The following is a 19,298-nucleotide window of genomic DNA, read 5'->3' as shown; positions in this document are numbered from 1 at the left end:
CGCAGATATGTGACGCCCACACATGACGAAGGCCCGGATCCTGAGATCCGGGCCTTCGTCTTCAGTAGCGGGGACAGGATTTGAACCTGCGACCTCTGGGTTATGAGCCCAGCGAGCTACCGAGCTGCTCCACCCCGCGCCGTTGTGTATTTAAGGTACCACGGCGCGGAGTCGCAGCCATAATCGGCGGTCAGCCGCCCTGCTTGTCCCCCTTGTCCGAGCCGCCCTTGTCCGACGAACCGGCCTTCTCGCCCGCCTTCTTCTCGGCAGCGGCCGCCCGGTCCAGCGCGGCCTTCAGCTTCTTCTGCGCCTCGCCGTAGCCGCTCCAGTCGCCTTCCACGCGGGCCTTCTCGCCGTCCTCGTAGGCCTGCTGCGCGTCGTCCAGCGCGTCCTGCACCGACTGGTCCGAGGGCGGGGTCGTACTGCCCTCGTCCGGCGGCGTGGTGGTGTCCTCCTCGCCGTCGTCACCGACGTTCGGTGCCTTCTTGCCGAACACCACGTCCAGCGCCTCGCCGAGGCTGTTCTCGAAGGCCGCCTTGTTGCCGTAGCTGACGAGCACCTTCTTCAGCAGCGGGTAGTTCGTGCCCGCGCCCCTCAGATAGACCGGCTCGACGTACAGCAGGCCGCCGTCCAGGGGGACGGTGAGCAGGTTGCCGTACTCGATCTCCGAGTCGCCCTTCTTGAGGATGTTGAGCGTCTTGGCGACCGTGTCGTCGGAGTTGAACTTCGACTGCACCTGCTGCGGACCCGGGACCGTGGTCTCGGACGGGAGTTTCAGGATTCTGATCTTCCCGTAGTCCGGACTCTTGGCGTTGGCGTCGACCGCCATGAACGCGCCCAGGTTGTCCCGCTTGTTCGGCGTGAACGTCGTCGTCAGCGAGAACGTCTGGTTCTTCTGGTCCGGCATCTTCATGCTGAGGTAGTACGGCGGAACCGCGGTCGCCGACTTGGTCGTCGGGTCGTTCGGGATCTGCCAGCGCTCGCTGCCGGTGTAGAAGGTGTTCGCGTCGGTGACGTGGTACGTGGTCAGCAGCTGACGCTGCACCTTGAACAGGTCCTGCGGGTACCTCAGGTGCTCCATCAGATCGTTGCTGATCTTCGACTTCGACTCGACCGTGCCGGGGAAGGCCTTCATCCAGGTCTTCAGGACCGGGTCCTTCTTGTCCCACTGGTAGAGCTTGACGGAGCCGTCGTACGCGTCGACCGTCGCCTTCACGGAGTTGCGGATGTAGTTGACCTGGTTCTGCTGGGCCACCACCGCGCGCTGGCCGTCGGTCAGCGAGTCCGCCGTGGTGTCGCCGAGCGTGGTCCGCGAGGCGTACGGATAACCGTTGCTCGTGGTGTACGCGTCCACGATCCACTTGATGCGGCCGTCGACCACCGCCGGGTAGGCGTCGCCGTCGATGGTGAGCCACGGCGCGACCGACTCCACGCGCTCCTTGGGCGTGCGGTTGTACAGGATGCGCGAGCCCTCACCGATGGCGCCCGAGTACAGGATCTGGGGCTCGCCGAAGGCCACGGCGTACGCCGCCCGGTTGACGGGGTTGGCGAGGTTCACCCCGCTCTTGCCGGTGTAGCTGTAGCTCTTCTCGCCGCTGTCGTCGGAGTAGTCCAGCTCCTTCTGCGGGCCCCCGACGATGGAGTACTGCGAGGTCTTCTCGCCGTAGTAGACACGCTGCTCGTACTTGCCCAGGTGGCCCTTGGCCGGGAGGTTCTTCTCGGTGTAGTCCGGCTCGCCCTCGTTGACCGTGCCGGTCCCCTTGGCGGTGACCGCGCCGTACCCGTGGGTGTACTTGAAGTGGTCGTTGATCCAGTTGCGCTCGGGGATGCCGGCGATGTTCAGCTCGCGCAGGCCGATGACGGTGTCCTGCTCCTTGCCCTTGTCGTCCTTGTACCGGTCGACGTCGAGCGTGGCGGGGAACTGGTAGTAACCGCGGACCTGTTGCTGCTGCTGGAACGTGGGCGAGACGACGTTCGGGTCCAGCAGGCGCATGCTCGCGGTGGTGTCGGCGTCGGCGCGCAGCCGCTCGTTGTCCGCCTTGTCCGTCGGCTTGTAGTCACCCTTGTAGCCGGTGACCTTGGAGCCGCCGATGCCGTAGGCATCCCGGGTGGCCTGGATGTTCTCCTTGATGTACGGAGCTTCCTTGGCCTGCTCGTTCGGCTGGACCTGGAACTTCTGCACGATTGCCGGGTACAGCCCGCCGATCAGGACGGCGGAGAGCACCATCAGGCCGAAGCCGATGACGGGCAGCTGCCAGGTCCGCCGCCAGAGCGTGGCGAAGAAGAGCACGGCGCAGATCGCCGCGATGAAGAACAGGATCGTCTTCGCCGGCAGGTAGGCGTGCGCGTCGACGTACCGCAGGCCCGTCCAGCCCTCGGCGGACTTCAGCCCGCTGGACTTCACCGCGAGGCCGTACCGGTCCAGCCAGTACGCGATCGCCTTCAGCGACACGAAGATGCCCAGCAGCACCGAGAGATGGCCGGTGGCCGCGGCCGTGGCCCGCGAACCCGGGCTCGTGACCCGCAGACCGCCGTACAGGTAGTGCGTGAGCGCCGCGGCGATCAGGCACAGCACCACACACGCGAAGCCGAAGCTCAGCAGGAAGCGGAACCACGGCAGGTCGAAGGAGTAGAAGGAGATGTCCTTGCCGAACTGCGGGTCCTTCTGTCCGAACGGCACACCGTTGACCCACTGCAGCCAGGTGCGCCACTGACTGGAGGCGGACGCGCCCGCGATCAGACCGACCAGCGCGGTGACCGCGACCAGCACCCACTTCTTGTACGGCGCGATGCTCATCCGGTAGCGGTCCAGGCTCTGCTGCTCCAGCGACATGGCGCTGAGCGGCGGGCGGAGCCGGTGGGCCAGCCAGACGTTGACCCCGATGGCCGCCGCCATCAGCACGCCGAAGAAGAAGAACAGCCCGACCTTGGTCCACAGGGTCGTGGTGAAGACCGAGGAGTACCTCACCGAGCGGTACCACAGCCAGTCGGTCCAGAACCCGGAGAACATCACGAAGAGCATGGCCAGCACGGCCAGCACGCCCAGGGTCAAAAGCCCGGTCCGCATCCGCCGGGACGGGCGGCCCACTCTCGTCCGTGGCCCCGATGGGCCTGAGCCGCGGTCCGGCATCTGGAAAGCCAAGGTGCGCACCTCGAAGTTCGCTGTCGTATGAAGCGGGCCCGGTGATAGTAGGACCCACTGTTGCAACTTACTAAGGCTTTACCCGGTTCCCGTTTTCCGGGAAGTTCAGGGCACGATATTCCACATGACCAACCTCCCCGTGGACGGCACCCCTCTCGCCGCCGACCCGCTGACCCGCGCCGTGCTCGAAATCGACGAGTACGCGGCCGGGATCGGCTGGGACCAGCCCGCCCGACTTTTCGCCCTTGTGGACACCGCGCGCCTGCGCGACCAGGAACCCGCCCTCGCCGCCCAGCTGGGCATCGACGAGAACGCCGACGCCTCCCTGACCCCCGTGGAGCAGGACGAGGTGCCCGCCACCGTGCCGCTCGACGAGTTCCTCGCCACCATCGCCTGGCCCGACGCGGTGGCCGGCTGCGCCATGACCGTGGAGCGGCTGATGCTGCCGCCGTCCGCCGAGGAATCCGTGCCGGCCGGCATGGACGAGGACGAGCTCGCCAAGTGGGTCGCCGAGCACCCCGACCGCCAGGAGGTCCGGATGACCGTGGCGGTGCTGCGGGACGGCCGGCGTGAATCGGCGCTGCGGCTGCGCGAGAAGGACTCCACCGCCGAGGTGCTCACCGGCGCCGACCTCGTACCGGGCCTGGCCGAGGCGTTGACGGCGACGTTCGAGGAGTAGGGGAGTAGCGGAACAGGTGCTCCGGGGGCGCTCCGGGGGGGCGGGGCGCTGTCGGGGCCTTTGGGGGGTATCGCCTGGGGGCGGGGCGCCGGGGGCGCCCCGCCACGGAGACCGTTCCGTCGTCAGGAACGCCCGGCCGGCGTGCAGCTGGGCAGATCCTTCGTGTCGCCCTTCCGGATCTTCGCGAGGGCCCGCGTCGCGTCGTGAATGGTGTTCACCTTGACGAGGTGGAGGCCGTCCGGGGTGTCCTTGGCCGCGGTGGCGCAGTTGTCCTTCGGCGTCAGGAAGTATTCGGCGCCCTTGTCGCGGGCCGCGACGATCTTCATGGAAATGCCGCCGATCGGCCCGACCACGCCCTTGTCGTCGATCGTGCCCGTACCGGCCACGAACTTCCCACCGGTCAGATCGGCCGGCGTGAGCTTGTCGACGATCCCGAGCGCGAACATCAGGCCGGCGCTCGGACCGCCCACATCGGCGAGCTTGATGTCGATCTCGAACGGGAACGTGTGGTCGAGCCCGGCCTGGATGCCGACGATCGCCCGGCCATCGGTGGCCTTCTTGGTCGTCAGCGAGACGTCACGGCCGCCCGTGGGCTTCTTGCCCTTCTTCTCCGCCGCGGCCGCCTCCTTGGCCGGGATCAGCGTGAAGGTGACCTTCTCGCCCGGCTTGCGCTTCGTGACCAGCCCGGCGACGTCCGTCGGCTGCTTCACGGCCTTGCCGTCCACCGCCTTGATCACGTCACCGGCGTGCAGCGCGCCGTCGGCCGGGGTGTCCTTCATGACGGAGGCGACCACGACCTGCGTGTCGACCGGGATGTGCAGCTCCTTCAGGGCCGCCACCTTGGCGCTCTCCTGAGACTGGCTGAACTCCTCGGCGTTCTCCTGGTCGGCCTGCTCGGCGGTCTGGTCGTCCGGGTAGAGCGTCTTGTGCGGCACCACGGCGTTGTCGTGGGCCAGCCAGCCGTACGCCGCCTCGAAGAGGTTCATGCGGTAGTCGGGGCCGGTGACGCGGACCGTCGTCATGTTCAGGTGACCGGTCGTCGGATACGTCTTGCGGCCCTCGATCTGGAGCACCGGCTCACCGGCGTGATCGCCCAGGGTGTTGACCGTCGGCCCCGGCGTCATCTGCGCGTACGGCACGGGGATCAGCACCCCGGCGCACAACAGCGCGATCAGCATGAGGGTCGAAGCGAGGAGCGTCGCGGTCCGGCGTGGCATGGAACGACAGTACGGGACGAGTATGACAAGCGGCCCGCGGGGCCGTCCGTACGGGTCCCGGCTCGCCCCGGCGGCTCAGGCCGCGTCCGAATGCTCCCGAGGACGCGCGTCCTCGGACCGTTCCATCGCTTCGCGGAACCGGGCGTAACCGGCCAGCTCGGCGACGTCGCCGGCCTTGCGGTTACGCGTCGTCCAACTGCTCCACACCGTGGCAGCCAGCGCGGCGAGAAGCGGAATCAGCAACCAGAGGAGCGCACCCATAGCGGCCTCCCGACCCCTTGTACAACCGCAACGACGAATTAGCAGATTAACCATCCGCCAGCTCAACGCTCACGCCCGGGTGCGGGTTACGCAACCGGAGGAGGATGTCGGCTGTCCGGCTGATCAACGGGCGACTGCGGCGGGGCACCCGTGGAGAGCGCGTACCCACTCAGGAACAGCTCACCGCCCCCGTACGCCCCATGTATGCGTCCTACACGCTTTCTTTACGCCATTCGGGGCGCGGAGCCCCGGACCGAAGTGGGGCTTACGCGCCGACCCGCCCTCCCGTCACCCGACCTCCGCCCCCAGAAGACGGCGCTTACGCGCCGACCCGCCCTGCCCGTCGCCCGACCTCCACCCCCCGATGACGGCGCTTACGCGCCGACCCACTCTTCTGTCCCGTCCGAAAACGTCTGGTGCTTCCAGATCGGCACTTCGTGCTTGAGGTCGTCGATCAGCCGTCTGCACGCCTCGAAGGCCTCCGCACGGTGCGCGCAGGACACCGCGACGACGACCGCGAGGTCTCCGATGGCAAGGTCCCCCACCCGGTGGACCGCGGCCAGCGCCCGTACGGGGAAGTCCGCCGCCACCTTCTCCGCGACCCGGCGCAGCTCCGCCTCGGCCGACGGGTGTGCGGAGTAGCCGAGGCCGTCGACGTCCGAGCCGCCGTCGTGCGAGCGGACCGTGCCGACGAACAGGGCGGTCCCGCCGGACGCGGCGTCCCCCACCGCGGCGAAGACCTCGTCCACGGACAGCGGCGTGTCCCGAATGGCCAGCAGCCGGATCGGATCCGCCACCCCCTGCTCACCGGGGTGGTCGGGATGTGTCGACGGGTGGTGGTTCGTACCTGACATGCGCCCATCGTGCCCCACGGACACGGCGCTGGGGAATGGCTGTTTCACCTGGTGTACGGACCGCCGTATGGAGGGTCCTACCAGACCGTAGGGGGACGGACGGCGGGTACGGACGACGCCTTCCCGCCGTCCGGAGGGAGCCACCGCTTCCGTACGGTCCCCGGCACGTCCGGGGCGTGCGGTGCCCGAGAGGCGTGGACAGGCCGCCGGCCGTCCGCTTCGGAGGCGGCGCCCGGCGCGCTCAGAGGCGCCGCCGGGCCTTACGGGCGCGGCGCACGAGGGCGGCGGTGCCCAGGAGGGCGACGGTCGCGCCCGCGGCACCCGCCGCGGTGGCGTCCTTGCGGCCCAGCCGACGCCCGGCCACGGTGTGCCGTCCGGCGACCTCCTCCAGGAGCTCCGCGAGCACCTCCTCATTGGTCCAGCGCGGCCGCCAGCCCGCTTCGTGCAGCCTGCTGCCGCTGACCACCCACGGGTGCATGGTGTACGCCAGGTCGCCGGCGGGCGACGGCGTGAGCCCGATGCGGTGCAGCCGGGCCGCGGCCCCCAGGGCGACCGAGGACGGCAGCTCCATGCGCCGGATGCCGGTGAGCTCCTCGACCTCCTCCTGCTCCAGCCAGCCGTCGCAGCCGACCGCGAGCTCGCCCTCGACCTTCTCCAGCGCCGCGTATTCCAGCGCGCTGACCAGGTCTTCCACGTGGCAGAACTGCCACGTGGGTCGGGAGCCGGCGACGACCAGGAGGCGCGGCGACTCGAAGTACCGGGTGAGCGCCGTGTCGGTGCCGCCCACGAGGACGGTGGGGCGCAGCACGGTGACGTTCAGTCCCGGGTGCGCTCGCGGCGCCCGGTGGGCGAGGCGCTCGATCTCCAGGAGGTCGCCGACCCCCGTGGCATCGGCGGTGGCGCGGAGCTCGGCGTCCTCGGAGAGCGGGACGTCGTTGTCGGGCAGCGCCCCGTAGACCATCGCCGAGGTGCACAGCACGACCCGGTGCACGCCGGCCGCAGCAGCCGCCGTGAGGACGGTCTGGGTGCCGCGCACGTTGTACGCGGTCCGGGCGGCCGGATCGGTCTCCAGGTCGAGGTCGAGCGCGAGGTGCACCACGACGTCGGCGCCCCGGAGCTTCTCCGCGATGGCGGGGTCGCGGACGTCCAGTACGTGCCAGTCGGCGCCCTCCTCGTCCCCGCGTCGCTCGTCGATGGCCACGACCCGCTTGACCTCGTCCGATTCCAGCAGGGCTCGGGTCAGCAGAGTGCCGATCCCGGATGCGGCGCCGGTGACCGCCACGACGGGGCGGTGCTGCGGTGCGCCTGCCGCGGCGAGGGTCGTCTCGGGCATCTTCTCGGGCCTGGCAGCGTCGTTTCGCGCTGCGCGAACGGTCGGATCTGGGGAACTCACCGGGCGTCTCCAGCGGTTGTCTTCAGTACGTATGCGCACCGGCGCGTACGGACCAGCGTGCGTCCATCCTGCCGCAGGCACCCCGACAGCCAAGCACCGAGCCCCTCAGCGGCGCGGGGTGTCACAGGGGCGTCGGGCCGTCTTCTCCGCGGCCGCGGAGAACGGCCGGGCACCCTCTAGGCTGGAAGGGAATGTCGGGCAGCCGCCGTCGGCCCGGGGCCGGCGGCCCTACGAGCCGAGGAAACCCGTGAGTGACAACCCATTCGGATTCGGCCTTCCGCCGGAGGAGCCGGAGGACGGCGACAACGGCAAGCAGAAGGGCGGCCAGGGAGGTAGCCAGGGCCCCGCGAATCCGTTCGGGTTCGGCGGCGGGAGCGGCGGCGCGGACAACCCGTTCGCGGCGCTCTTCGGCGGCATGGGCGGGCCCGGGGGCGAGATGAACCCCGGTGACCTCGGAGCCGCCTTCCAGAAGCTCGGCCAGATGCTCTCGTACGAGGGCGGCCCGGTGAACTGGGACATGGCCAAGGACATCGCCCGGCAGACGGTGGCGCAGGGCGCCCCGGACGGCAGCAAGGACGCCAGCGTCGCGCCCGGCGAGCGGGCCGCGGTCGAGGAGGCCGTGCGCCTGGCCGACCTGTGGCTGGACGGCGTGACGTCGCTGCCGTCGGGTGCGGGCAGCGTGGTGGCCTGGAGCCGTGCCGAGTGGGTCGAGGAGACCCTCCCGGTGTGGCGCGAGCTGGTGGACCCGGTCGCCGAGCGGGTCGGCGCCGCGATGGGCGATGTGCTCCCCGAGGAGATGCAGGCCATGGCGGGCCCGCTGCTCGGGATGATGCGCTCCATGGGCGGCGCGATGTTCGGTACGCAGATCGGGCAGGCGCTCGGCACCCTGGCCGGCGAGGTCGTCGGCTCCACGGACGTCGGGCTGCCGCTGGGGCCGGCCGGCAAGGCCGCCCTGCTGCCGGGCAACGTCGAGGCGCTCGGCTCCGGCCTGGGCGTGCCGCCCGAGGAGGTGCGGCTGTACCTGGCCCTGCGCGAGGCCGCCCACCAGCGCCTCTTCGCCCACGTGCCGTGGCTGCGCTCGCACCTCTTCGGCGCGGTCGAGGGCTACGCGCGCGGCATCAAGGTCGACACCAGCAAGCTGGAGGACGCGGTCGGCCAGCTCGACCCGGCCCACCCCGAGCAGCTGCAGGACGCCCTTCAGCAGGGCATGTTCCAGCCCGAGGACACCCCGGAGCAGAAGGCCGCGCTGGCCCGCCTGGAGACGGCGCTGGCGCTCGTCGAGGGCTGGGTGGACGCGGTCGTGCACGCCGCGGCGGCACCGCACCTCCCGTCGGCCGACGCGCTGCGAGAAACGTTGCGGCGGCGCCGGGCGACCGGCGGCCCGGCCGAGCAGACCTTCGCCACTCTGATCGGTCTGGAGCTGCGTCCGCGGCGCCTGCGGGACGCCTCGCGGCTGTGGGCCTCGCTCACGGACGCGCGCGGCCTGGAGGGCCGGGACGCCCTGTGGTCGCACCCGGACATGCTGCCCACGGCGCAGGACCTGGACGACCCGGACGGCTTCGTGCACCGCGAGCAGCTGGACTTCTCCGAGCTGGACAAGATGCTCGGCGAGGCGGCGAAGGGCACGGCGGAGGGTGGCAAGCCGGACCTGACCAAGCACGAGGGCGAGCGCCCCGAGGGCGGCGCTGCGGAGCGTGAGGACGGCGACGAGGGCGACGGCGGCAAGTGACCCTGAGCCTTCATGAGGACGCGGCGCGGGTCCTGAAGGAGTGGCCCGCGCACGCGCCCGATCAGGAGCAGCTGCGCCTGGCGTACCTGGATCATCTGGCCGCGTACCCGGACGGCATGTGGAAGCCCTGCGGCGACGGGCACATCACGGCGAGCGCCCTGGTGGTCGACCCGTCGCGCGGCCGGGTGCTGCTCACGCTGCACAAGAAGCTGCGCATGTGGCTGCAGATGGGCGGCCACTGCGAGCCCGAGGACGCGACGCTGGCGGACGCGGCGCTGCGCGAGGCGCGTGAGGAGTCCGGCATCGCCCGGGGCCTGACGCTGCTGCCCGGCGGCCCGGTGCGCCTGGACCGCCATCACACGCCGTGCGCGTGGCACCTGGACGTGCAGTACGCCGCGCTGGCTCCCGAGGGCGCCACGGAGGCGATCAGCGACGAGTCGCTGGACCTCCGCTGGTTCCCGTACGACGAGGTGCCCGGCGTGGCCGACGAGTCGGTGGTCCGGCTCGTGGAACGGACCCGAGCGCTGCTCTGAGGCGACGAGCGCGGTTCTGAGGGGACACGAGAGGGCCCGGCACCGGGGAAGGTGCCGGGCCCTCTCGCGCGTCCCTGGCGGGCGCCCTGCCGGTCCGGAGGCGCCCTGCGCATCCGTCCCGGCGGCGTCCGGTCGGTTCCTGAATCCGGTCGGGTCGTGAACCCGGTCAGTTCGTGAAGATGTTGCCCTGGTTCTGCCCGCGGGCGCCGTGCTGGCCCATGCCGTACTGCGCCGCGAGGCCGTTCCCGATGGCCGCGTTCTGCGGCGGCAGCAGCTCGCTGGGCTGGACGAGCGCGTAGCCCTGTCCGAGGAAGCTGAGCTCCCAGCCCTCGCCGGTGCTGCCGCGGCGCCGCCACACCCCCGAGGAGTGCGTCTGGGCCTGCATCTGGACGCGCAGCGAGGTGGCCCAGGCGACCACCGCGTCCGCGTCGGCGTTCACGTACTTGTCGGGCGTCACCTGCATCATCAGCGGCTGGCCCGAGGTCATCAGCGCGACCTTGCCCTGCCCGGAGATGTTGAGCTGGTACTTGCCGGTTCCCGAGATGCCGTACTGGCTGTCCACGGAGATGACCTCCCAGTGGAGCGTGGAGTCCAGCGCGAGCACGTAGTTGCTGTCGACGGTCAGGCCGTCGTGGTCGACGTCCACGAGGTGCACGTGCTGGGCGAGGTTGGCCAGGTAGACCGTGCCCTGCCCGGACACGCGCATCAGGTCCAGGCCCTCGCCGGCCCGGGCGCGCTGCCGACGCTGGTTAGGGGTCTGGTACTCCCCGTCGAATTCGAGCAGCCCCTGATAGGCGACCATCGTGCCCTTACGGGCGAGCAGGTCCTCGTGGCCGGTCAGCGCGACCCGCAGGAGCTGCGGGTTCTGCAGTACGTACCGGTCCTGCGTCTGCGCCTCTGTGTAGGCGAAAAGCGGGCTCTGCATGGTTACGTAAGTCCTCCCCCTCAGCCCCGGGCCCGGAGCCGGTCGGCGCTGTCCTCGCTGGGCTGTACGACCACGAAGCCCTGGCCGGAGAAGCCGAGCTGGTACGCCTCGCCACTGCCGCGCCCGATCATCGAGGACGCCTTGAAGCTGCGCTTGCCCTTCACGTTCAGATTCGTCGACCAGGCCACGAGCGCGTCGGGGTCCACGTAGGTCTCGTCCTCGCCGCGGCCGCAGTCGACGACGATCGGGGTGCCGCGGGACGTCAGGGCGACCCATCCGGTGCCCGAGATCCCCACGTTGAACAATCCCTGCCCGGCGAACTTCGCCATCCCCTTGACGCGCTGCACGCCCCACTGGAGGTGCGCGTCGAACGCGAGCAGGTTGGTGCCGTTCACGGAGATCGCGTCGTCGTTGAGGTTCAGGCACACGACGTCCGCGCCGTAGTCGGCGAGGTAGAGAAGGCCGTCCCCGCTGGCCTTCATAAGGGGCGTCCCCTCGCCGGTCAGCCACTGGGAGGCCATCTGACGGACGGCCGGCGGGTTCGGCTCGTACTGGACGAAGCCCTCGTAGGCGACCATCGAACCGGTGCGGCAGAAGACGTCCTGACCGCTCTGCATGGCGATCTTCACCATCGCACTGCCGTGGTTCTCCATGCGGGCCGCGGGTGCGGTCGGGGCATAGCCCGAAAGCTGCTGCTGAGTCATGACGGGCTCCCTCAGACCTCGTAGGGCTGGACGACGATGAAGTTGCCGGGGGCTCCCCGGAACTGCAGGTTCACGGTCTCGCCGGAGTGCCCGGGGTACGCGTTGCGGCGCAGCCGCACCTGGCTGGAGACGATCACCTGAGACGCGGCGGACCACGCGACGATGGCGTTGGCGTCCGCGAAGGTGGTCGGCGTGACGGGCAGGACGACGGGCGTACCGGAGGTCTTCACGACAACCGTGCCGGTGCCCTGGAACTGCATCGTGAACAGCGCGCCCCCGGGGATGCCGTGCCCTTCGATGCGCCGCACCTCGTGCTGCAGCGACTCGTCGAAGGCGAGCACGCTCTCGGCGTTGACGCAGATGGCGTCGCCTTGCAGTTCGATCGGGTGCACGTGGGCGCTGTTCTCGGCGAAGAAGACCTGGCCCTGGCCGGAGCAGCGCATCAGCTGCATCTCCTGGCCGGTGGCGTTGCCCACGATGCGCCCGCGGAAGCCGGCTCCCTTGTAGCTGAAGTCGACCTTGCCCTGGTAGAGCACCATGCTGCCCTGCCGGGCCAGCACCGGCTGTCCGTCGATGCCGAGGTCGGCGCGGATCAGCTTCTCGCTCTGCGGCGTCCAGCGCTGGCCGGTGGCGGCCTCCCGGTACTTCTGAAGCGAGGCCTCCAGGCCCGCGCCCGCACCCTGCTGCGGCACCACGTAGGCACCACTGCCCTGCGGCGCCGGCTGCCCGTAGGCGGGCGGCTGCTGGCCGTACGGACCGGGCTGGCCGGGCGGCGGCACCGGCTGCCCCGGGTGCGCTCCCGGAGCTCCGTACGGAGCGGGCTGGATCTGCGCTCCGTACGGGGCCTGCGGCGGAGGCGTGGCGGCGGGCGGCGCCATGGGCGCGGCGATGGTCGGGGCCGCGTGCATCTGCGCCTGCTGGTCGCTCTGCGGCGCGACGGGCGGCTGGGGTGCCTGAGGCTGCGGGGCGGCGGGCGCCTGAGGAGCCGGGTACTGCTGCGGCACGTCCGGCTGCTGGGCGACGGGCTCCGGCTGCGTGGCGTGCGGCGGCACGGGCGCCGGGGCCGGGGCAGGCTGCTGGGACGGGACGCCGAAGTCCGGGGCCGGCTCGGGAGCGGCGGGCGGCGCGAAGGCGGGCGGCGGCTTGGTGGCGGCGGGCGGGGCGAAGCCGGGCGCGGCGTCCGGCTGCGGCGCGGCCTCGGGCTCCTCGGCGACCTCGCCGCCGAAGTTCCTCAGCAGCGCTTCCAGTCCGCCGTCGAAGCCCTGCCCGACGGCGGCGAAGCGCCACACGTCCTTCATGTAGAAGTCGCCGAGCATGACAGCACGCTCCGTGCTGAACTCCGCGCCCGTGAAGGAGTAGCGCGCGACCTCCTGGCCCCCGGCGACGATGCGGATGTAGCCCGGGCCGATCTGCGACATCTGGCCCGCGCCGTCGATCGCCGCGGTGAAGGACAGCTTCTGGATGTGCTGCGGGATCCGGTCGAGCGTGACCCGGAAGGACTCGGTGTCGCCGGCCTGCGGGCCGAGCTGCTGGAGGGACTCCTCGGGCGACTTCGGCTGGTTGAAGAAGACGAAGTACCGGTCGTCGGACAGCCGTTCGTCGGCGTCCAGGCCGAAACAGCTGATGTCGAAGGTCAGACCGGGAGCGGCGATCTGTACGCCTACGTACAGATCCGTACCCGCGGTCAGGTCACTGATCCTGGCCTTGTGGCCCCGTTGGAATTCCCTGGCCATACGTAACGACCGTCCCCCATCCGAGCTTGATTGCGTTGCGCGTCAGGCTAACGGCTGGCTCGGACACGGGACGATGCCGGGGTTCGACGGTTCGGTCACGAAAATCCCGGGAGCGCCGTACGGCTCATTCGCTGCGTGCGGCGGGCAGGTGCGGCAGCCGGCCGGCGGCGACCACCCCTTCCAGATAGCCGCGCGCCCGCTCCGTACGGGGGTAGGCCGTCAACAGCTCCCAGAAGCTGGGGCCGTGCCCGGGAACGAGCAGATGGGCCAGCTCGTGCAGCAGCACGTAGTCGATGACGTACTCCGGCATGCCCTGGAGCCGGTGCGAGAGCCGGATGCTGCCCTCGGCGGGGGTGCACGATCCCCAGCGGGTGTTCTGATTGGTGACCCAGCGCACCGAAGCCGGGCGGGCCCGGCCGCCCAGGTACTGCGCCGACAGCCGCTCGGCACGCTCGGCGAGCTCGTCGTCGCCCAGTATCCGCTTGCTCTCCTGCGCGGCCAGCTTGTCCAGCATGACCGTCACCCAGCGGCGCTCCTCGGCCTCGGACATCCGGGCCGGGATCAGGACGACCGTCCGGTCGCCCTCTCGGTACGCCGAGACCGTGCGACGCCTCCGCGAGCTTCTGCGCACCTCGACCGCGCTGGTCGTGGCGCCGCTGCCCTGCGGGCTCGCGGCGTTCCGGCGCTGCGGGTCGGCGGCACGATGCAGTGGGTCGGCGGGCACGCCCCGACGTTACCTGTTGGCGGCGGGGGAAGTCCCGTCCCCGAGCCGGGTTGCCGGCGAATCCCTCCATGACGAGTACGCGGACGCCCGGCACTGGTACACAGAGACGGCTCGGCGTTAGTACGACTATCTCCGCCGCCTGTGGACAACTCCGGGCGCCGGCCCGGGCGCTTGCCGCATGCTCGATCCGTGCGACAGATCCGGACCTCGGCGAACGACCGGCAGGCGTCTCCGCGAGCCCCGCGTCGCATCCGCACCAGCGCCCGGTCACACACCGACCAGCACCACACCAACGGGGGACGACATGCGACACCCACACCCGACCACGCCACATGCCCCACCCCCTTCCTCGTCCCCTCCCCCTTCCTCTTCGCGTCCGGCTCCGCGCCCCGGCCCGCGGCCGATGCTCAAGCCCGCCCTGCGGCGCGGCTGGCGCGACAGGTCCACCGTGCGCTTCGGCGTCGCACCGGCCCATGCCGTGGTGATGGGCCCCGTGGACAGCGCGACCGGCAGTCTGCTGAGCCTGATCGACGGCACCCGCAGCGTCGAGCAGCTGGAGCGTGAGGCCACCGCACTGCAGCTGCCGCCGGAGCACACCAGAGAAGTGGTGGACCGCCTGGACGCCGCCGGACTGCTGGACACCCCGGCCCCCGCCTCCCCGGTCGGCGAAGCGCTCCGGACCGACCTCCCCGCGTTCGACCGGCTGCGCCCGGACCTGGCCGGCCTGTCGGTGCACCACCGGGACAGGACGGGTGCGGACGAACGGATGTGGGCACGCCGCTCGGCGCGGGTCCGCGTGCGCGGTACGGGCCGGGTGGGCGCGTCGATCGCGGCGCTGCTCTCCGCGGCCGGCGTCGGGCAGGTGGAGGTGCTGGACGGCGGCCGGGTCGAGCCGTGGGACGTGCTGCCCGCCGGCTTCTCCGCCGACCGCGTCGGCACACGCCGGGACGTCTCCGCTCGGCGCCTGGTCAACGAATGCTCCCCGTGGACCAAGCGCCCGCGCTCCTCGCCCGGATCCGCGCCGTCCGGCACCACGCCGCCCTCAGGTGAGGAACGGATCGGCGAGCCGGGTCCGCTCGTCCTGACGGTGCTCGCTCCGCGCGACGGCCTGGCCGCCTACGCCCCCGATCCCCGGCTCGCCGAGCCGCTTCTCACCTCCGGCATACCGCATCTGTACGCAGGCGTGGTCGAGGCCACGGGAGTGGTGGGGCCGTTGGTGCTCCCCGGGGACACGGCCTGCGCCGGCTGCTGGGAGCTGCGCCGCACGGAGGCCGAGCCGGCCTGGCCGCGGCTGCTGGCCCAGTGGCGGTCGGGCCGCGCCGCCCCGGCCGTTCCCGCGTGTGACGCGGCGCTGGCGACGACGGTGGCGGGGCTTGCCGCGACACAGGTCCTGACCTTCCTCGACGGGTATCTGCCACCCTGTACGGGCGCACGGACAGAGCTTGCGCTCCCCTGTACGAGCTGGGACATCGATCGGATCGAGGCGCATCCTGAGTGCGTCTGTGGCGCGGCGCGCTCCCCTGCCACCGCAGCCGCCTCGGATCCTCGTCCCCGACACGCCACAATGACGGAGTAACCCCACTGGGGACCGGAGCGAGTTGGAGGGGCACATGGCGGCACCACACCGAGCCGACACGTCCGCCGCCTTCTCCGCGACCGACCGTCCCGGCCGTACCGAAGGGTGCGACCGGTGGAGTCGGCCGGCCGATCCGGCCGATTCGCCCCACCCGATGGATCCGACCAGCCCGATTGACCCGAGCAACCCGATTGACCGAGTACTGACCTGACTCGTGGGAACAACGCGCCCCGCCGGAGCGGGGATCTTGGGAGGACGCGCACATGTCTGATCTGCCGCGCAAGGCCGTCGTGCGGACGGCCAAGCTCGCCGCCCTCCCCCTGGGCTTCGCCGGGCGCACCGCACTCGGGCTGGGCAAGCGCATCGGCGGACGCCCGGCGGAGATGATCGCCACCGAGCTCCAGCAGCGCACCGCCGAGCAGCTTTTCGCAACGCTGGGCCAGCTCAAGGGCGGCGCCATGAAGTTCGGGCAGGCGCTGTCGGTGTTTGAGTCGGCGCTTCCGGAAGAGATCGCCGGGCCCTACCGTGCCGCGCTGACCAAGCTCCAGGAGGCGGCCCCGCCGCTGCCGTCCGCCACTGTTCACACGGTGCTCGCCCAGCGGCTCGGGGAGGACTGGCGGGAGCTGTTCACGGAGTTCGACGACAAGCCCTCGGCCGCGGCCTCGATCGGGCAGGTGCACCGGGCGATCTGGCACGACGGCCGCGAGGTCGCGGTGAAGGTGCAGTACCCGGGCGCCGGCGAGGCGTTGCTCTCCGACCTCGCCCAACTGGGCAGGTTCGCACGGCTGCTGGGGCCGCTGGTGCCCGGCATGGATGTGAAGCCGCTGATCACCGAGCTGCGCGACCGGGTCTCGGAGGAGCTGGACTACGGCCTGGAGGCGGCGGCCCAGCGGACGTACGCCGAGGAGTTCGCCGGCGACCCCGACGTCGTCGTGCCGGCCGTCGTCCACCAGGGTGACGAGGTACTGGTCACGGAGTGGATGGAGGGAATCCCGCTCTCCGAGATCGTCTCGCACGGTACGCCCGAGCAGCGGAACCGTGCCGGGCAGCTGCTGGCCCGCTTCCTCTTCTCCGGCACCGCCCGTACGGGCCTGCTGCACGCCGACCCGCACCCGGGCAACTTCCGCCTGCTGACCGGTGACGCACCCGACGGACCGCCGGAGAAGTGGCAGCTGGGGGTGCTGGACTTCGGCACCGTCGACCGGCTGCCCGACGGGCTGCCGCCCACGATCGGTACGTCACTGCGGATGACGCTGGACGGCCGGGCCGATGAGGTCTACGAGCTGCTGTGCGAGGAGGGGTTCGTCAAGGACTCCATCGAGCTGGAGCCGGACGCGGTCCTGGACTACCTGCTCCCGATCATCGAGCCGGCCCAGGCCGAGGAGTTCACCTTCACCCGCGGCTGGATCCGGAACCAGGCCACCCGGATCGCCGACCCCCGCTCCCCCGCCCACCAGCTGGGCAAGCAGCTGAACCTCCCGCCGTCGTACCTCCTCATACACCGGGTGACGCTGAGCACGATCGGCGTGCTGTGTCAGCTGGGTGCGACGGTCCGGCTCCGGGACGAACTCATCAGCTGGCTCCCGGGCTTCGTCCACCCGGCCCCGATCCCCGTGCCGGACCCCGAGTCCGCCCCGATCCCCACCCAGACCAACCGCGACACCAACCCCGAGACCAGTGCCGAGACCACGGAGGCACACACCACGGAGGAGGACACCGCCGAAGAGTCCTCCGCCTGACCCTCCGCACCAGGCGACTCCGGTCCCCGGCCCTCGGGAGCCGGGGCGGCCCCGGAGGGACGACGGGCCACAGCTATTGCCGCGCAGGCGGCTGCCCGACAGGGGGTGGCGGGGTCACCACCAGGCCGAGTCCAGGCGGGATTCGATGGCTCGCAGGTGGGTCCGGGCGCAGGTTTCGCAGAAGTAGCGACGGGTGCCGTTTTCCACGGAACAGGTCCAGGTCGGCGGGGTGCCGTCGACCACGGCGCCGCACAGGGCGCAGACCGTGGTCTCCTCGGGCCCGAACGTTTCACCGCTCTCGGACGTGTCATTCGGTGCGGCGTGTGGGTCCGTCGGTCCGGAGTTCGGGGCCTTCGGTCCGGGGTGTGGGTCCGTCGTTCGGGGGTGTGCGTCCGTTCTGAGGCTGCCGCCCTCCCGGTCGGTTTTGCCGGTCAACTCCGCCCGCTCATGCGTCTCGTCGTCCACTGCCCGACGATATCTCCGTCAAGGCCGACAATACGTGCAGAAGACACTGGTAATGCGGATCGTGTCGGAGCACGGGCCCGCCTTTCCGGCGCACGGAGCGGGCGACCCGGCGCACAGTTCGACCATCGGGTGCATGTGCCATCCAACGGGCGCATGGAACGGAAGCCACGGCGCACGATTTCCTGCTTTCCGCTCCCCCGTGCCCTTGGCTTCCCTCGGTCTCCCTCCCCCGTCATCGCTCGGAAAAGCGCATAGCGCGCCGCACTGCCCGGGAAGGGCGTAGGGCGCGCTATGTGAGTCGAACGGCTCGCGAGCCGGTCACTGCATGACGGCCATGGCCAGGGCGCGGCGGGCGCGGAGGGAAGCGCGTTCGGCACGCCGCTGCATGCGGCGGGCCGTGGCGAGCCGGTGGGCTCTGCGGTCCCTCTCGGCCTCGCGCAACCTCTCATGGATATGCGCGCGAGCCAGGGCTTCTGGGATGAGTTGCATTTCGCGGGTCCTGTTCTGGCGACGCTCGTTCGCGCCGGAGTTCGCGGGGGCGGGCATGTCGGTGAGGGATGGGTTCATCGTCGGATCCTGCTTCTGGGGGTCCCGGGTGACGGGACGGTCGATCGTTCCTGTGCCGGTGGTGTTCATGCCGCGACCGGGTTCTTGCGCGGACGGCCACGCGGGCGCTTCCGGGGGACGACAACGCCCTGGACGAAGAGCTCACCGCCCCAGACACCCCAGGGCTCGCGGCGGTCCTTGGCGCCGGCCAGGCAGGCCTCGCGCACCGGACAGGTCTGGCACAGCGACTTGGCGTACTCGACGTCGGCCGGGGACTCGGCGAAGAAAACCTCCGGGTCGTAGGTACGACACGGAACGGCGGCGCCGAGGCGGTCGATCTCGTCGTCGAGCTCGGTGAGGGGAAGCAAGGAGTTCTCCTGGGTGTCGGGCGGGGGAATCAGGTCGGTGGCGACGGACGGGGTGTGCGTCTGGAGTTGCACGGTGGTGTGTTCCTCGTCTGTTCGGCCCGGCTGGTGGCTGGGCTGTCGTATCGCGTCCTCCGCCGGCTGCGGAGGACAAACAAAAGGGCCGCGGATCCCGGTGTGGGTTCCGCGGCCCTGGAAGGTGCCGACCTGATCTCGCCGATCAGGCTGGATCACTCCAGGGTTCGAGCCCGCGGAAGGCCCACATGTCGTTCTGCTGCGTGTACTCGGTCGTGCCGTACTGCGTCAGGGATTCGGCACCATTGGCCGCCGCAAAGGCAAAGGCATGCGCGTTTGCCACTGCTGCTACCTCAGGTGCCTCGGTCGGTCGCTCGCTGCGCTCGCGAATCGGAAGAATCGCGAGGGACGCGGGACGCGGGGCCGCGACGCCGGACAGACGGACGGAACCGGACAGGCCGGCTCCGGACAGACCGGTGCCACGGAGCGAAGAGCCGAGCGGGCAGGTGGCGACGACCGAGAGATCGGTCATTTTCTGGGTCTCGATGAAGCTGATCACTGGTCTCGCCTCCTTTCGGCGTCTTCGGGGACCGGCGCGAACCGGTCCGGGTTGTTCAGTACAGCACGAATCCAACGGTTCTCGGAAGGCCCGTTGTCTCCGTGCTTCCGAAGGCTATGGGGATGCGCTCCGCGCGCGC

The 19,298-nt window shown here is 70.8% G+C and carries 18 protein-coding genes and 1 tRNA gene; 5 read left to right on the top strand and 14 right to left on the bottom strand.

Annotation, left to right across the window (positions count from 1 at the left end):
- Positions 1-65: 65 nt before the first annotated feature.
- Both ABZ840_RS28755 and ABZ840_RS28750 read right to left on the bottom strand, forming a co-directional pair.
- Positions 66-139, bottom strand: a tRNA-Met gene (locus tag ABZ840_RS28755).
- A gap of 51 nt (positions 140-190) precedes the next feature.
- Entirely contained in the window at positions 191-3,130 is a 2,940-nt protein-coding gene (locus ABZ840_RS28750; RefSeq protein ID WP_361564085.1) for a UPF0182 family protein, read from the bottom strand.
- 136 nt (positions 3,131-3,266) lie between these two features.
- On the opposite strand from ABZ840_RS28750, the gene ABZ840_RS28745 reads away from it, so the two are divergent.
- Positions 3,267-3,821 (top strand): PPA1309 family protein, encoded by a 555-nt coding sequence (locus tag ABZ840_RS28745; RefSeq protein WP_361563929.1) that lies wholly within the window; start codon positions 3,267-3,269, stop codon positions 3,819-3,821.
- Between the two features lie 122 nt (positions 3,822-3,943).
- Here the strand turns inward: ABZ840_RS28745 and ABZ840_RS28740 are convergent, their stop codons facing one another.
- The 4 genes from ABZ840_RS28740 to ABZ840_RS28725 all read right to left on the bottom strand — a co-directional run bounded on the left by ABZ840_RS28740 (position 3,944) and on the right by ABZ840_RS28725 (position 7,546).
- The gene (locus ABZ840_RS28740; protein ID WP_361563926.1) at positions 3,944-5,038 is read right to left on the bottom strand and encodes a PDZ domain-containing protein; all 1,095 of its coding nucleotides are present in this window, start codon (positions 5,036-5,038) and stop codon (positions 3,944-3,946) included.
- Positions 5,039-5,113: 75 nt separating this feature from the next.
- The gene (locus tag ABZ840_RS28735; protein ID WP_361563923.1) at positions 5,114-5,299 is read right to left on the bottom strand and encodes a hypothetical protein; all 186 of its coding nucleotides are present in this window, start codon (positions 5,297-5,299) and stop codon (positions 5,114-5,116) included.
- Between the two features lie 374 nt (positions 5,300-5,673).
- Entirely contained in the window at positions 5,674-6,153 is a 480-nt protein-coding gene (locus ABZ840_RS28730) for a molybdenum cofactor biosynthesis protein MoaE (protein ID WP_361563920.1), read from the bottom strand.
- Between the two features lie 241 nt (positions 6,154-6,394).
- On the bottom strand, positions 6,395-7,546 hold the full coding sequence (locus ABZ840_RS28725; protein WP_361563917.1) for an SDR family oxidoreductase: 1,152 nt from the start codon (positions 7,544-7,546) through the stop codon (positions 6,395-6,397).
- Between the two features lie 247 nt (positions 7,547-7,793).
- Here ABZ840_RS28725 and ABZ840_RS28720 point away from each other — a divergent pair, with 247 nt between their 5' ends.
- A complete protein-coding gene (locus tag ABZ840_RS28720) occupies positions 7,794-9,275 on the top strand; it encodes a zinc-dependent metalloprotease (protein WP_361563914.1) in 1,482 nt (493 codons plus the stop codon).
- Between the two features lie 2 nt (positions 9,276-9,277).
- Complete coding sequence (locus tag ABZ840_RS28715; protein ID WP_361564082.1) at positions 9,278-9,808, top strand: NUDIX hydrolase; 531 nt, start codon at positions 9,278-9,280, stop codon at positions 9,806-9,808.
- A gap of 166 nt (positions 9,809-9,974) precedes the next feature.
- On the opposite strand, the gene ABZ840_RS28710 is transcribed toward ABZ840_RS28715, so the two are convergent.
- From ABZ840_RS28710 to ABZ840_RS28695, 4 genes are all read right to left on the bottom strand, one after another.
- Entirely contained in the window at positions 9,975-10,733 is a 759-nt protein-coding gene (locus ABZ840_RS28710) for an AIM24 family protein (RefSeq protein ID WP_361563912.1), read from the bottom strand.
- Between the two features lie 20 nt (positions 10,734-10,753).
- A complete protein-coding gene (locus ABZ840_RS28705; protein WP_361563909.1) occupies positions 10,754-11,437 on the bottom strand; it encodes an AIM24 family protein in 684 nt (227 codons plus the stop codon).
- Between the two features lie 11 nt (positions 11,438-11,448).
- Complete coding sequence (locus ABZ840_RS28700; RefSeq protein WP_361563906.1) at positions 11,449-13,170, bottom strand: TerD family protein; 1,722 nt, start codon at positions 13,168-13,170, stop codon at positions 11,449-11,451.
- Positions 13,171-13,294: 124 nt separating this feature from the next.
- Entirely contained in the window at positions 13,295-13,894 is a 600-nt protein-coding gene (locus ABZ840_RS28695; protein WP_361563903.1) for a M48 family metallopeptidase, read from the bottom strand.
- A 403-nt stretch (positions 13,895-14,297) separates the two neighbouring features.
- On the opposite strand from ABZ840_RS28695, the gene ABZ840_RS28690 reads away from it, so the two are divergent.
- On the top strand, positions 14,298-15,470 hold the full coding sequence (locus tag ABZ840_RS28690; protein WP_361563900.1) for a ThiF family adenylyltransferase: 1,173 nt from the start codon (positions 14,298-14,300) through the stop codon (positions 15,468-15,470).
- 263 nt (positions 15,471-15,733) lie between these two features.
- Positions 15,734-17,209 (top strand): AarF/ABC1/UbiB kinase family protein, encoded by a 1,476-nt coding sequence (locus ABZ840_RS28685; protein WP_361563898.1) that lies wholly within the window; start codon positions 15,734-15,736, stop codon positions 17,207-17,209.
- 114 nt (positions 17,210-17,323) lie between these two features.
- On the opposite strand, the gene ABZ840_RS28680 is transcribed toward ABZ840_RS28685, so the two are convergent.
- The 4 genes from ABZ840_RS28680 to ABZ840_RS28665 form a co-directional block, all read right to left on the bottom strand.
- Positions 17,324-17,674: a hypothetical protein gene (locus ABZ840_RS28680; protein ID WP_361564108.1), complete on the bottom strand. Its 351-nt coding sequence runs from the start codon at positions 17,672-17,674 to the stop codon at positions 17,324-17,326.
- Between the two features lie 318 nt (positions 17,675-17,992).
- Entirely contained in the window at positions 17,993-18,310 is a 318-nt protein-coding gene (locus ABZ840_RS28675) for a hypothetical protein (RefSeq protein ID WP_361563895.1), read from the bottom strand.
- On the bottom strand, positions 18,307-18,660 hold the full coding sequence (locus ABZ840_RS28670; RefSeq protein ID WP_361563892.1) for a WhiB family transcriptional regulator: 354 nt from the start codon (positions 18,658-18,660) through the stop codon (positions 18,307-18,309). Before ABZ840_RS28670 ends, ABZ840_RS28675 begins: the two co-directional genes overlap by 4 nt.
- Before the next feature lie 145 nt (positions 18,661-18,805).
- A complete protein-coding gene (locus tag ABZ840_RS28665) occupies positions 18,806-19,159 on the bottom strand; it encodes a hypothetical protein (protein ID WP_361563889.1) in 354 nt (117 codons plus the stop codon).
- Between the last annotated feature and the right edge of the window lie 139 nt (positions 19,160-19,298).

Origin of the sequence: Streptomyces sp. NPDC047117, assembly GCF_040643545.1 — a bacterium.
Classification (GTDB): domain Bacteria; phylum Actinomycetota; class Actinomycetes; order Streptomycetales; family Streptomycetaceae; genus Streptomyces.
This window is presented reverse-complemented; position numbering and strand designations above follow the sequence as displayed.